We start from the raw sequence: 12,649 nt of genomic DNA, 5'->3' as shown, positions 1-12,649 counted from the left end.
ACCGGCACGGCGGTCGGCCGGATGCCGCAGCCGGAGGCCAGCGCGACCAGCAGCAGCACGCCGGCGCCGCGGCGCAGGACGGTGCGGGGGACAACGGTGTCGGTGGGGCTGGTCACGTGGCGTCCTTGTCCTCGGCGGCGTCGCCGGCGGGGCCGCCCTCGGCCTCGCCCGCGGACGGCGGAGGCGGCGGGGCCAGCGGCAGCGTCAGGGTGAACACCGCGCCGACCTCCCCGTTCGCCGCCGTGATCGTTCCCCCGTGTATCTGCGCGTTGGCCATCGCGATCGACAGGCCGAGGCCGCTGCCCTCCGAGCGGGCCCGCCCCCGGTCCGCCTTGTAGAAGCGGTCGAAGACGTGCGGCAGCACGTCCTCCGGGATGCCCGGGCCGCTGTCGGAGACCTCGACCACGACCGACTCCCCGTCCTGCCGGACCTTGACCCGCACCGGCGAGCCGCCGTGCTTCAGCGCGTTGCCGATCAGGTTGGCGAAGACCACGTCGAGCCGGCGCGGGTCGACCACGGCCAGGATGCCGCGCGGGGCGTCCAGTTCGACCGCGTCGTACCAGGCCCGCCCGTCGATGCAGGACATGATCAGGTCGGCGATGTCCACCTCGTCGGCGACCAGCCTGGCGGTACCGGCGTCGAAGCGGGTCACCTCCATCAGGTTCTCCACCAGGTCGGACAGCCGCCGGGTCTCGCTGACCACGAGCCGGACGGCCGGCTCGATCATCGGGTCCAGCGACTCGGCCTCGTCCTCCAGGATGTCCGTCACGGCGGTCATCGCGGTCAGCGGGGTGCGCAGCTCGTGCGACATGTCGGCGACGAACCGCCGGCTCTGCGCCTCGCGCGCGCTCAGCTCCTCGACCTGCTCGTGCAGCTGCTCCGCCGTCCGGTTGAAGGTCCTCGCCAGGTCGGCGAGCTCGTCCGAGCCGTCGACCTCCAGCCGGGTGTCCAGGTGCCCCTCGCCGAGCCGCCGGGCGGCGTCGCCGAGCCGCTTGACCGGCCGCAGCACGGTGGCCGAGGCGGCCTGGGCGAGCAGTGCCGAGCCGATCAGCGCGAACAGCGTGGCGATCGCCAGCGACCAGCCCAGGGTGTTGAGGTCGGCCCGCTCGTTCTCCAGCGACTTGAACATGTACGCCGTCGGGCCGTTCGGCACCACCTTGGTGCCGCCGATCACGAACGGCCGGCCCTCCAGGTTCTGCCGCTGCCAGTACAGGTGGTACGGGTACGGGTTGTTCTCGGTGATCTCGCGCGGCTTGGCGACGGTGGACTGCAGCGCGGTCGGCACGTCGGCCAGCGTGAAGTGCGCGGGGTCGGAGGAGGCCGGGCACTCCGGGTGCGCCGCGTCGACCACCACCACGTCGTAGGTCAGGCCGGAGCTGGCCACGGTGGACGCCAGCGAGGCCAGCTCCTGGCAGGTCGCGTTCAGCGGCAGGTCGGAGACGTTGCGGGTGAGCGAGACCCGGAAGTCGTTCAGCACGGTGTTCTGGGCGCGCTTGAGCACCGCGTCGCGGTTCAGCCAGTACGCGATGCCGGAGGCCGAGACGGCGGCGAGCAGCGCGACGGCCGCGAACACCGCGATCAGCCGCACCCGCAGGGAGCGCAGCCGACGCCACCGGCCCGTCGAGAACCGCCGGGCAGTCGTCTGATGGTCAGTCACAAGAGCCTGTCGTGGTACGGGAGTTCAGAGGTCGGGGGAGGGGCCGGCGGCCGGGTCGCGGGGTCAGGCCGGCGGGTCCAGCCGGTAGCCCACCCCGCGGACGGTGCGGATCAGCGTCGGCGCGGACGGCACGTCCTCGACCTTGGCCCGCAGCCGCTGCACGCACGCGTCCACCAGGCGGGAGTCGCCGAGGTAGTCGTGCTCCCAGACCAGCCGCAGCAGCTGCTGGCGGGAGAGCGCCTGGCCGGGGCGGCGGCTGAGCTCCAGCAGCAGCCGCAGCTCGGTCGGGGTGAGCTGGAGGTCGAGTCCGTCCTTGGTGACGGTCATCGCCGCGCGGTCGATCACCACGGTGCCGTAGGCCGAGGAGTCCGAGCTCTCCCGTTCGCCGCGCCGCAGCACCGCCCGGATCCGGGCGTCCAGCACCCGCGGCTGCACCGGTTTCACGACGTAGTCGTCCGCGCCGGACTCCAGGCCCACCACCACGTCGATGTCGTCCGAGCGGGCGGTCAGCAGGATGATCGGCAGCTGGTCGGTGCGGCGGATCCGGCGGCACACCTCGAAGCCGTCGATGCCGGGCAGCATCACGTCGAGCACGATCAGGTCGGGCCGCTGCTCCTTGAAGAGACGCAGACCGTCCTCACCGGAGGCAGCGGTGGCCACGCGGTGGCCCTGGCGGGTGAGGGCGAGTTCGAGGCCGGTCCGGATGGCGTCGTCGTCCTCGATCAGAAGGAGGAAAGGCACGGCCCCATTTTGGCCCACCGGCAGCGCCGAATCACCCCCCGGACCACCCACCGTCCCTTCTGGAACCGGAACGCGTGCCACCGGCGTCAGGTTCACAGGGGGGCGGTCCGGGACATTCGGACGGCTCCTGTGACACCCCTGTGACAGTCGGCGGACAGCGCCATCACAACCGGCGGGCAGGATTTTCCATGTCGCCGCAGGACAGCGGGCCGCAAGGCCGGCTGAAGGGCGGCTACCGGAACCGCTCGTACCGACCCAGGGGGCGCACGATGAACGCCACGCTTCAGACCCGGACCAACCCGGCTGTCCGCACCGCGCGTTCGTCAGCCACGTCCCACCGGACCCGGTACGAGGTCAGGACCGACGAGAACTCCGGTGCCGTGACCGTGCGGGGGTGCGCGCACAGCACCGGTGGAAATCCTGTCGCCCGTCGGGTGAGCGGCGGCGGCAGGACGGGGGAGCTGTACGGGATCGGCCGTCTGGGGAGTTCGGCCGACTCCGCCACCACCCTCACGCTGCGGGGGATCCTCCCCGTCCGCGTCGAGGGCAAGGACGCCCCGGGGGGGAACCGGGGGACCGGGGGGAACGGTCTGCGGACGGTCGGTTCGGGGGAGCCGACCGGTCGCGAGGCCGCCGGTGCGACGCTGCTGCGGCTGAACCCCGCGGCGGCCCGCACCACCGAGGCCGGGCAGGGAGGCGCGCAGGGGGAGCACCCGGCCGTCGCGGAGGACCACATCACGGAGTTCACCGCGTACGTGCGCGAGCGCCGCGCCTCCCTGTACGCCACGGCCTACCACCTGACCGGTGACCGCTACGAGGCCGAGGACCTGCTGCAGAGCGCGCTCTTCAGCACCTACCGGGCCTGGGGCCGGATCACCGACAAGGCCGCGGTCGGGGGCTACCTCCGCCGCACCATGACCAACCTGCACATCTCCGCCTGGCGGCGCCGCAAGGTCAACGAGTACCCGACCGAGGAGCTGCCGGAGACGGCCGGCGACACCGACGCGATGGGCGGCACCGAGCTGCGCACCGTGCTCTGGCAGGCGCTGGCGAAGCTGCCGGAGAACCAGCGCACCATGCTGGTGCTGCGGTACTACGAGGGCAAGACCGACCCGGAGATCGCCGGCGTGCTGGGGATCAGCGTCGGCACGGTCAAGAGCAGCATCTGGCGCGCCCTGCGCCGGCTGCGCGAGGACGAGCACCTGAACAAGTCCGGCGACACCGTCCGGGCGTTCGGCGAGCTGGTCGCGTAACGAGGACTCCCGTCGGGGGACGGGAAGCGGACGGTCACGGTCCGGGGGCAGCGGCTCGGGGGAGCACGCCCGTGGGGGAGCCGAAGACCGTTCGGGGAAGGCGAAGGGCCCGGTGCGGGGGAGACGCACCGGGCCCTTCGTCATGCCCTGGGGGTTCGGCCGTACCGGGCTCGGCCGTACGGGGTTCAGGCGGCGGAGAGCTCGCCGGCCCGGGTCGCGGCGCGGATCCGCCGCTCGGCCTCCGGCCCGGCGCACGCGTACGAGCCGAGCGCGACCTGCCGTCCGACGATGGACCGCTCGGCCCGCATCAGCCGCAGGCCCCGGCGCAGCAGCACCGGCAGCGACTTGCGGCCCTCCCGGACGTCCCGGCGCAGCCGGCGCCAGGCCGTGGTGAGCGCGCCGTTGCGCAGGCACAGGGCGTCGCCGAGCAGGCCCTGCTCGGCGCACTCGGCGGTGATCTCGGCGGCGAAGATGCCCTCCGCGATGAACGCGTCCGCCCCGTCCAGCTCCAGGCCGCGGGTGCCGATCCGGCCGTTGTCCGGGATCGAGTACACCGGGACGTCGGTGCGGCCGTGCTCGTGCAGGGCGCGGATCGCGGCGACGGCCTGGTCGCGGTGCCAGGCCAGCGGGGAGTCCCAGTCGACGGCGCCGTCCGGCAGCCGCGGCAGGGTCGGGTCGTCCCCGTCCTTGTAGAAGTCGTCGAGCTGGAGCACCGGCAGGCCGCTGCGCTCGGCGAGCGAGGACTTCCCCGACCCGGAGGGCCCGGAGAGCAGGATCACCCGGGCATGCCCGGTCGGTGCGGGGTTCATGGGGGAGTCACTCACGGGACACCAGTCTGACGCATCCCGGCCGGTTGCCGAAACCGGCCGGGGCGGACCTTCTACCGTGCCCCTGGCTTCGACTGTGACGCCGGGTCGGCGAGGGCGACGTGGACCATCGGCAGGTAGCGGCTGTCCACCTGGAGGTAGACCGGTTCGTCGGCGCCGGGCGGCAGGTAGGCGGTGGCGGCCCAGTCCGGGCTGTGCCAGGTGTCGGGCTCGGGCTCGTGGAAGGTCCCGCCGGCGGGCAGTTCGCGCCGGTCGGTGTCGCGGGTGACCAGGGCCACGGTGTCGGTGCCCGGCCTGATGCGCAGGCTGCCGTTGACGTAGTCGGGCTGCCGCTCGGACCGGGCCGAGCAGGGCACCCTGACCGGGCGGCCCGCGGCCAGCCGCCGCCTGGTGCGGGCCACGTGCCACGTGCGGTAGAAGCCGTCCGCGAACAGTGCCATCAGCTCGCCGATGAACTCGCCCATGCGTCCCCCCGGTCGTTCCCCCGGCCGTCTCCGTCACCGGTGATTCTGGCCGGGCCGGTGGGGCGGGCGGGAGCGTCGAAAGTCGGCGGCGCGGGTGACGAAAGTCGACGGGCCGACGGCGGGAGCACCCCGGGAACGCCGACGGACCCGCGCCAGGGGGGGAGAGGCGCGGGTCCGTCCTGTGACCGTCCGGGCCCTGGGGGGTGAGGGCACTGGGGACGGCCAGTCTGTGGAGTTGTTACCCGGAGTACCGGAGGTCAGATCCCCTTCGGGTGCCAGACCGTCTTCGTCTCCAGGAACGAGAGTAGCCGCTTTGTACCCGGCGCATTGGTCCAGTCCTGGGCGAACGGGTCCAGCGCCGGACGGACCACCCTCTTCAGGGTATCCGCGGCGGCCGCCTCCAGCGCGTACGCCGCGCCGGGACCGTCGGCGGCGATGGCCCCGGTGAGGTCCAGCGCGTTGACGTCCTGGTGCGAGGCCAGGGTGGGGGCGATGTCCGCGGTCCGGCCCGAGACGATGTTGACCACGCCGCCCGGGACGTCCGAGGTGGCCAGCACCTCGCCCAGCGACAGCGCGGGCAGCGGGGCGTCCGCGGCGGCCGCGACCACGACCGTGTTCCCGGTGGCGATCGCCGGGGCGATCACCGAGACCAGGCCGAGCAGCGAGTGCCCGTACCCGGCCTGCGGGGCGACGACCCCGACCACACCGGTCGGCTCCGGGGAGGAGAGGTTGAAGTACGGACCGGCGACCGGGTTGGCGCCGCCCGCGATCTGGGCGACCTTGTCGGTCCAGCCCGCGTACCAGACCCAGCGGTCGATCGCGGCGTCCACCAGCGCGGCGGCCTTCTTCGGGCCGATGCCCTCGGAGACGGCCACCTCGGCGGCGAACTGCTCGCGCCGGCCCTGGAGCATCTCGGCCACCCGGTACAGCACCTGGCCGCGGTTGTACGCGGTGGTGCCGGCCCAGCCCTTGACCGCCTTGCGGGCGGCCAGGACGGCGTCACGGGTGTCCTTGCGGGTGCCCAGCGGGACGTTGGCGAGCCACTCGCCCTTGGAGTCGGTCACCTCGTACACCCGCCCGCTCTCGGAGCGCGGGAACTTCCCGCCGACGTACAGCTTGTAGGTCTTGAAGACGTCAAGACGCGTTGCGACATCAGACATCGAGGGCCTCGACATTCAGGTAGGGCTCCAGACCGTGGCGGCCACCCTCGCGGCCGTAGCCCGACTCCTTGTAGCCGCCGAACGGCGAGGTCGGGTCGAACTTGTTGAAGGTGTTGGCCCAGACCACGCCGGCCCTGAGGCGGTCCGCCATCCAGAGGATGCGCGAGCCCTTCTCCGTCCAGATGCCGGCGGAGAGGCCGTACGGGGTGTTGTTGGCCTTCTCGACCGCCTCGGCGGGGGTGCGGAAGGTCAGCACCGACAGGACCGGGCCGAAGATCTCCTCCTGGGCGATCCGGTGGGCCTGGCTGACGCCGGTGAACAGGGTCGGCTTGAACCAGAAGCCGGTGCCCGGGAGTTCGCACGCCGGCGACCAGCGCTCGGCGCCCTCGGCCTCGCCGGCGTCGGTCAGCGCGGTGATCCGGGCCAGCTGCGCGGCGGAGTTGATGGCGCCGATGTCGGTGTTCTTGTCGAGCGGGTCGCCGACCCGCAGGGTGCCCATCCGGCGCTTCAGGGCGTCCAGCAGCTCGTCCTGGACGGACTCCTGGACCAGCAGGCGCGAACCGGCGCAGCAGACGTGGCCCTGGTTGAAGAAGATGCCGTTGACGATGCCCTCGACGGCCTGGTCGATCGGCGCGTCGTCGAAGACGATGTTCGCGGCCTTGCCGCCCAGCTCCAGCGAGAGCTTCTTGCGGGTGCCGGCCAGCTGCTTGGCGATGGCGCGGCCGACCGGGGTGGAGCCGGTGAACGCGACCTTGTTGACGTCCGGGTGGGAGGTCAGCGCGGCGCCGGTGCGGCCGTCGCCGGTGACGATGTTGACGACGCCCTTCGGCAGACCGGCCTGGCGGCAGATCTCGGCGAAGCGCAGCGCGGTCAGCGGGGTGGTCTCGGCCGGCTTCAGGACGACCGTGTTGCCGGTCGCCAGCGCGGGCGCGATCTTCCACGCCAGCATCAGCAGCGGGAAGTTCCACGGGATGACCTGGCCGGCCACGCCCAGCGGCTTCGGGTTGGGACCGAAGCCGGCGTAGTCCAGCTTGTCGGCCCAGCCCGCGTAGTAGAAGAAGTGGGCGGCGACCAGCGGCAGGTCGACGTCGCGGGTCTCGCGGATCGGCTTGCCGTTGTCGATCGACTCCAGCACGGCCAGCTCGCGGCTGCGCTCCTGGATGATCCGGGCGATCCGGAACAGGTACTTGGCGCGCTCGCTGCCGGGCAGCGCCGACCAGTCGGCGAAGGCCTTGCGGGCGGCGGCGACCGCGCGGTCCACGTCCTCCTCGGTGCCCTGGGCGAACTCGGCGAGCACCTGCTCGGTGGCCGGGTTGACCGTCTTCAGGGCCTCGTTGCCGGAGGAGTCGACGAACTCGCCGCCGATGAAGTGGCCGTAGGAGGTGGCGATGTCGCCCGCGGCGGCCGGCGACTCGGGGGCCGGGGCGTAGGCGAAGAGGCCGCCGGCGGGCTTGGCCACGGGCTCCTCGGTGTTCTTCTTCTTGGCCATGGTGATCAGTCCACCGTCACGTAGTCGGGGCCGGAGTAGCGGCCGGTGGCCAGCTTCTGGCGCTGCATCAGCAGGTCGTTGAGCAGGCTGGAGGCGCCGAAGCGGAACCAGTGCTGGGTCAGCCAGTCGTCGCCGAGGGTCTCGTTGACCATCACCAGGTACTTCATGGCGTCCTTGGTGGTGCGGATGCCGCCGGCGGGCTTGACGCCGACCTGGACGCCGGTGGCCGCGCGGAAGTCGCGGACCGCCTCCAGCATCAGCAGGGTGACCGGCGGGGTCGCGTTGACGGCGACCTTCCCGGTGGAGGTCTTGATGAAGTCGGCGCCGGCCAGCATCGCCAGCCAGGAGACCCGGCGGACGTTGTCGTAGGTCTGGAGCTCGCCGGTCTCGAAGATCACCTTGAGGTGGGCGGAGCTGCCGTCGGGGCGCTTGCACGCCTCCTTGACGGCCACGATCTCGTTGAAGACGTCGAGGTAGCGGCCGGAGAGGAAGGCGCCGCGGTCGATCACCATGTCGATCTCGTCGGCGCCCGCGGCCACCGCGTCGGCGGTGTCGGCGAGCTTGACCGGGAGGGCGGCGCGGCCGGCCGGGAAGGCGGTGGCCACGGAGGCGACCTGGATGTCGGTGCCCTCCAGGGCGGCCTTCGCGGTGGCGACCATGTCCGGGTAGACGCAGATGGCGGCGACGCGGGGGGTGGTCGGGTCGGTCGGGTCGGGGGTCCTGCCCTTGGCGCACAGTGCGCGCACCTTGCCGACCGTGTCCGCGCCCTCCAGCGTGGTCAGGTCGATCATCGAGATCGCCAGGTCGATGGCGTACGCCTTCGCCGTGGTCTTGATCGAGCGGGTACCGAGAGCGGCGGCACGCGCCTCCAGGCCGACCTGGTCGACGCCGGGCAGGCCGTGCAGGAACCGGCGGAGCGAGGCCTCGGACGCAGCAACGTCCTGAAGGCCGCTGCCCGCAACGCCGAGGGCATTGGCTGCAACAGTGGACATAGTCACCAGAGCAGCATATCTACGCGCGTAGTGGGCCGCCAGGGCACCTGCCATTCGTGGCCGGACCGAGACCTCAGGGTGAGGGGCATGGGGCAGAATCGTCGACATGACCGATTCCGACGGCAAGCCCGGCCAGGGCCCCGCCGCCCCCGACGGGGAGCCCGAGTACGCGGACCGCGTGTACCGCTCTGTCCCCGGTGTGATCTCCGGAGTGCTGCTGCTGGTGGTCGCCGCCTGGCTGATCGGCGACGCGGTGGTGAGCGGGACGGGCAAGACGCCGTACGTCTCGCTCGCCGCGGTGCCGGTGTTCGCCTTCCCGGTGATCGCGTACACGCTGCGCCCGGCCGTGACGGCCGGCCGCGACCGGCTGGTGGTGCGCAACCCGTGGCGGACCGTCGTCGCGCCGTGGGCCTCGGTGGACGCGCTGCGCGCGGGGTACTCGGTCGAGCTGCTCGCGGGCGGGAAGAAGTTCCAGGTCTGGGCGGTGCCGGTGTCGCTGCGGCAGCGCAAGCGGGCCACCCGGGCGCAGAACCCCAGCGCCGCCGAGCACGCCTCCCGGACCGGTCTGGGGCTGGGGATGGCCAAGCGGACCAACCCGGTCGTCCAGGGCTCGCCCGACCCCACCCGCGCCTGGTCCGACCAGGTCACCGCCGTCCTCCAGGAGCTGGCCGAGCGCAACGCCGCCCGCCCCGCCGCCGCGGGCCCGGTCGAGGTCCGCTGGTGCTGGTGGGTCATCGCCCCCACCCTGCTCGGCCTGGTCGCGCTGATCACCGTCATCGCGGTCTGACACCGCGCGAACGCGACGGAGGGGCCCGCCGGTCACGACCGGCGGGCCCCTCCACGTGTGCGCGGGGATCAGGCGGTGATGCCCGCCGCGTCGGCGAGGTCCCGCTTGACGGTGGCGAGCAGGGCGGCGGCGCGCTCGCGGACCGGGGCCAGGTCGGCGGCCGAGGCGACCGGGAGGACGACCTCCAGGTAGCACTTGAGCTTGGGCTCGGTGCCGGAGGGGCGGACCACGATGCGGGCGGAGCGGACGCCCTCGCCGGCCAGGTAGTAGCGCAGGCCGTCGGTGGGCGGCAGCTCGGCGGAGCCGGCCGACAGGTCGTCGGCGCGGGTCACCCGGAGGCCGGCCAGCACGGTCGGCGGCTGCTCGCGCAGGCGGCGCATGGCGTCGGCGATCAGCGAGAGGTCCTGGACCCGGACGGAGAGCTGGTCGGTGGCGTGCAGGCCGTGCTCCAGCGCCAGGTCGTCCAGCAGGTCGGACAGGGTGCGGCCGGACTTCTTGAGCGTGGCGGCCAGCTCGGCGACCAGCAGGGCGGCGGTGATGCCGTCCTTGTCCCGGACGCCCTGCGGGTCGACGCAGTAGCCGAGCGCCTCCTCGTAGCCGTAGCGCAGGCCCTGGGCGCGGGAGATCCACTTGAAGCCGGTCAGCGTCTCGGCGTAGCCCAGGCCCGCGGCCTCGGCGATCCGGCCGAGCAGGGTGGCGGAGACGATGGTGGTGGCGAAGGTGCCCTCGGCCTTCTTCGCGACCAGGGCCGAGCCGAGCAGCGCGCCGACCTCGTCGCCGCGCAGCATCCGCCAGCCGGAGGTGCCGTTGCCGGCGCCGGCCGCGTTGCCGTTGACGGGGACGGCCACCGCGCAGCGGTCGGCGTCCGGGTCGTTGGCGATCACGATGTCCGGGCCGACGGTGGCGGCGGTGCGGAAGGCGAGGTCCATCGCCCCCGGCTCCTCCGGGTTGGGGAAGGCCACGGTCGGGAAGTCCGGGTCGGGCTCGGCCTGCTCGGCGACCACGGTGGGCGCGGGGAAGCCGGCCCGGCGGAACGCGGCGACCAGGGTGTCGCGGCCGACGCCGTGCATCGGGGTGTAGACCACCTCCAGGTCGCGCGGGCCGTGCTCGTCGACGATGGAGACGGCCCGGTCCAGGTAGGCCTCGACGACCTCCTCGCCGAGCACCTCCCAGCCCGACGCGGCGCGCGGGACGTCGTCGAGCGAGCCGATCGCGTCGATCCTGGCGGCGATCCCGGCGTCGGCCGGCGGGACGATCTGCGAGCCGTCGCCCAGGTAGACCTTGTAGCCGTTGTCCTGCGGCGGGTTGTGGCTGGCGGTGACGGTGACGCCGGCGGCCGCGCCCAGGTGGCGGACGGCGAAGGCGAGCACCGGGGTCGGCAGCGGGCGCGGCAGCAGCGCGGCGCGCAGGCCGGCGCCGACCACCACGGCCGCGGTGTCGCGGGCGAAGTCGTACGACTTGTGGCGGGCGTCGTAGCCGATGACGACCAGGTCGCCCAGGCCCTGCTGCTTGACGTACGCGACCAGGCCGGCGGCGGCCCGGATCACCACGGCGCGGTTCATCCGCATCGGACCGGCACCGAGTTCGCCGCGCAGGCCGGCGGTGCCGAACTGGAGCCGGTCGGAGAAGCGCTCGGCGAGCTCCGCCCAGGCGAGCTTGCCGTCGGTCTCGACCTCCGGGGCCTCGGCCCGGGCCAGCAGGGCGGCGAGCTCCTCGCGGGTCTGCGGGTCGGGGTCCTCGGCCAGCCAGGTCCGGGCCCGGGCGAGGAGGTCGGTGGTGGGTGCCTGCGTCATGCCAGCTCCATGGGGACGTGCGTCGGTGTGTCGGCCGGAGGTTCCGCTGTGGGTCGGGAGGGTTCCGCTGGGACCGGAGGGTTCCGCAAGGAAGGGGGTCGCGCATGCGGACGGGGCCCACGGGAGGGCGTGATCAGCGGATCACGCCGCCCGTGGGCCCCGTCAGTCATGATTCTGCGCCCGCCGGGCGTCAGATCCGCTCAAGGACCTTCGCCAGCAGCTCGCCCATGCGCTCGGCGGAGGCCTTGCCGGCCTCCAGCACCTCGGCGTGGTTGAGCGGCTCGCCGGTCATGCCGGCGGCCAGGTTGGTGACCAGGGAGATGCCGAGCACCTCGCTGCCGGCCTCGCGGGCGGCGATGGCCTCCAGGGTGGTGGACATGCCGACCAGCTCGCCGCCGATGACCCGGGCCATGTTGACCTCGGCCGGGGTCTCGTAGTGCGGGCCGCGGAACTGGACGTAGACGGCCTCGTCCAGGGACGGGTCGATCTCGCGGCAGAGCTCGCGCAGGCGCTTGGAGTACAGGTCGGTGAGGTCGACGAAGTTCGCGCCGACGATCGGGGAGTCCGCCGTCAGGTTGATGTGGTCGCTGATCAGGACCGGCTGACCCGGGGTCCAGCCCTGGCGCAGGCCGCCACAGCCGTTGGTCAGCACGATGATGCCGCAGCCGGCCGCGGCGGCGGTGCGCACGCCGTGGACGACGGTGGCCACGCCGTGGCCCTCGTAGTAGTGGTTGCGGCCGAGGAAGATCAGGGCGCGCTTGTCGCCGATCTTCACCGAACGGATCGTGCCGGCGTGGCCGGCGACGGCGGGGGCGGGGAAGCCCGGGAGCTCGGTGACCGGGAACTCGGCCACGGTCTCGCCCAGGGCGTCGGCGGCCGGCACCCAGCCGGAGCCCATCACCAGGGCGACGTCGTGCCGCTCGGCACCGGTCAGCTCGCGCAGGCGCTCGGCGGCGGCCTGGGCGGCGGCGTAGGGGTCGGCGGAGACGACCGACTGAGGAGAAGCGTTCACGGGTCAGAGGATAGACGGGTTTCGGCTACGCGCGTAGAAATTCAGCCGCGGCATGCCGGATCGTTACCCGGTTGACCCGAAAACACAGCTCGGTGACGCTTTTCGGGTGAGCGGGCCGTCGGATCGCACACAACCCGGGTGCCGCGCCGGGCCTTTCCCTCCGGGCGGTCGCTTCGTGCGCGTGCCGTCGTGGCCCGTTTCCCGGCGGGCCGGTCCGGGGCCGGCGGCGTTACGGTGACGGTCGGGGCCCGAGGGGCCGAGGGGGGGCCGATCCTTCGTCGCCGGTCCGGTCCGCGGCTCCGGCGGGGCGCCAGGACGGGGTCGACCGCCATGGGGAACACGGACAGCCGGTACCCGCCGCCCGCGGCGCCGCCCGGGCCCGCGCCGGTGGACCTGGCGGCCCGGGTGGACGCGTTCACCGCGGACTTCTTCCCGAGCGGCCGGTACACCGTGCCGGGCGCGGCCCAGCGCCGG

11 protein-coding genes are annotated in these 12,649 nt (G+C 73.2%); 2 read left to right on the top strand and 9 right to left on the bottom strand.

Going from position 1 to position 12,649, the window contains the following annotated elements:
• Positions 1-112 precede the first annotated feature (112 nt).
• Complete coding sequence (locus AE652_RS21825) at positions 113-1,657, bottom strand: HAMP domain-containing sensor histidine kinase (protein ID WP_049654103.1); 1,545 nt, start codon at positions 1,655-1,657, stop codon at positions 113-115.
• Between the two features lie 63 nt (positions 1,658-1,720).
• Positions 1,721-2,398, bottom strand: a complete 678-nt coding sequence (locus AE652_RS21820) for a response regulator transcription factor (protein ID WP_049654100.1) — start codon at positions 2,396-2,398, stop codon at positions 1,721-1,723.
• Between the two features lie 269 nt (positions 2,399-2,667).
• On the opposite strand from AE652_RS21820, the gene AE652_RS21815 reads away from it, so the two are divergent.
• Complete coding sequence (locus tag AE652_RS21815; RefSeq protein WP_369808315.1) at positions 2,668-3,651, top strand: SigE family RNA polymerase sigma factor; 984 nt, start codon at positions 2,668-2,670, stop codon at positions 3,649-3,651.
• Positions 3,652-3,836: 185 nt separating this feature from the next.
• Here AE652_RS21815 and AE652_RS21810 read toward each other — a convergent pair whose 3' ends face one another.
• From AE652_RS21810 to deoC, 5 genes are all read right to left on the bottom strand, one after another.
• A complete protein-coding gene (locus tag AE652_RS21810; RefSeq protein WP_079272368.1) occupies positions 3,837-4,475 on the bottom strand; it encodes an ATP-binding protein in 639 nt (212 codons plus the stop codon).
• Positions 4,476-4,531: 56 nt separating this feature from the next.
• Positions 4,532-4,942, bottom strand: a complete 411-nt coding sequence (locus tag AE652_RS21805) for a hypothetical protein (RefSeq protein ID WP_049654095.1) — start codon at positions 4,940-4,942, stop codon at positions 4,532-4,534.
• Positions 4,943-5,199: 257 nt separating this feature from the next.
• The gene (locus tag AE652_RS21800; RefSeq protein ID WP_049654094.1) at positions 5,200-6,102 is read right to left on the bottom strand and encodes an aldehyde dehydrogenase family protein; all 903 of its coding nucleotides are present in this window, start codon (positions 6,100-6,102) and stop codon (positions 5,200-5,202) included.
• Positions 6,095-7,591, bottom strand: a complete 1,497-nt coding sequence (locus tag AE652_RS21795) for an aldehyde dehydrogenase family protein (protein ID WP_049654092.1) — start codon at positions 7,589-7,591, stop codon at positions 6,095-6,097. The genes AE652_RS21800 and AE652_RS21795 overlap by 8 nt, the downstream gene beginning before the upstream one ends.
• A 5-nt stretch (positions 7,592-7,596) precedes the next feature.
• Positions 7,597-8,583, bottom strand: coding sequence for a deoxyribose-phosphate aldolase (gene deoC, locus AE652_RS21790; protein ID WP_079272367.1), 987 nt, complete (start codon positions 8,581-8,583; stop codon positions 7,597-7,599).
• A 106-nt stretch (positions 8,584-8,689) separates the two neighbouring features.
• Here deoC and AE652_RS49275 point away from each other — a divergent pair, with 106 nt between their 5' ends.
• The gene (locus tag AE652_RS49275; RefSeq protein ID WP_049654090.1) at positions 8,690-9,370 is read left to right on the top strand and encodes a PH domain-containing protein; all 681 of its coding nucleotides are present in this window, start codon (positions 8,690-8,692) and stop codon (positions 9,368-9,370) included.
• A gap of 68 nt (positions 9,371-9,438) precedes the next feature.
• On the opposite strand, the gene AE652_RS21780 is transcribed toward AE652_RS49275, so the two are convergent.
• Positions 9,439-11,163, bottom strand: a complete 1,725-nt coding sequence (locus AE652_RS21780) for a phospho-sugar mutase (RefSeq protein WP_049654088.1) — start codon at positions 11,161-11,163, stop codon at positions 9,439-9,441.
• A gap of 190 nt (positions 11,164-11,353) precedes the next feature.
• Entirely contained in the window at positions 11,354-12,175 is an 822-nt protein-coding gene (locus AE652_RS21775) for a purine-nucleoside phosphorylase (protein ID WP_049654087.1), read from the bottom strand.
• Positions 12,176-12,649: the final 474 nt, after the last annotated feature.

This window comes from Kitasatospora sp. MY 5-36, assembly GCF_001182915.1.
Taxonomy (GTDB): Bacteria; Actinomycetota; Actinomycetes; order Streptomycetales; family Streptomycetaceae; genus Kitasatospora.
This window is presented reverse-complemented; position numbering and strand designations above follow the sequence as displayed.

Bases quoted from the DNA above. Each gene is read 5' to 3' on its own strand.
- AE652_RS21800 (WP_049654094.1), bottom strand. From the start codon at position 6,102: ATGTCTGATGTCGCAACGCGTCTTGACGTCTTCAAGACCTACAAGCTG.
- AE652_RS21805 (WP_049654095.1), bottom strand. From the start codon at position 4,942: ATGGGCGAGTTCATCGGCGAGCTGATGGCACTGTTCGCGGACGGCTTC.
- AE652_RS49275 (WP_049654090.1), top strand. From the start codon at position 8,690: ATGACCGATTCCGACGGCAAGCCCGGCCAGGGCCCCGCCGCCCCCGAC.
- AE652_RS21780 (WP_049654088.1), bottom strand. From the start codon at position 11,163: ATGACGCAGGCACCCACCACCGACCTCCTCGCCCGGGCCCGGACCTGG.
- AE652_RS21795 (WP_049654092.1), bottom strand. From the start codon at position 7,591: ATGGCCAAGAAGAAGAACACCGAGGAGCCCGTGGCCAAGCCCGCCGGC.
- AE652_RS21815 (WP_369808315.1), top strand. From the start codon at position 2,668: ATGAACGCCACGCTTCAGACCCGGACCAACCCGGCTGTCCGCACCGCG.
- deoC (WP_079272367.1), bottom strand. From the start codon at position 8,583: ATGTCCACTGTTGCAGCCAATGCCCTCGGCGTTGCGGGCAGCGGCCTT.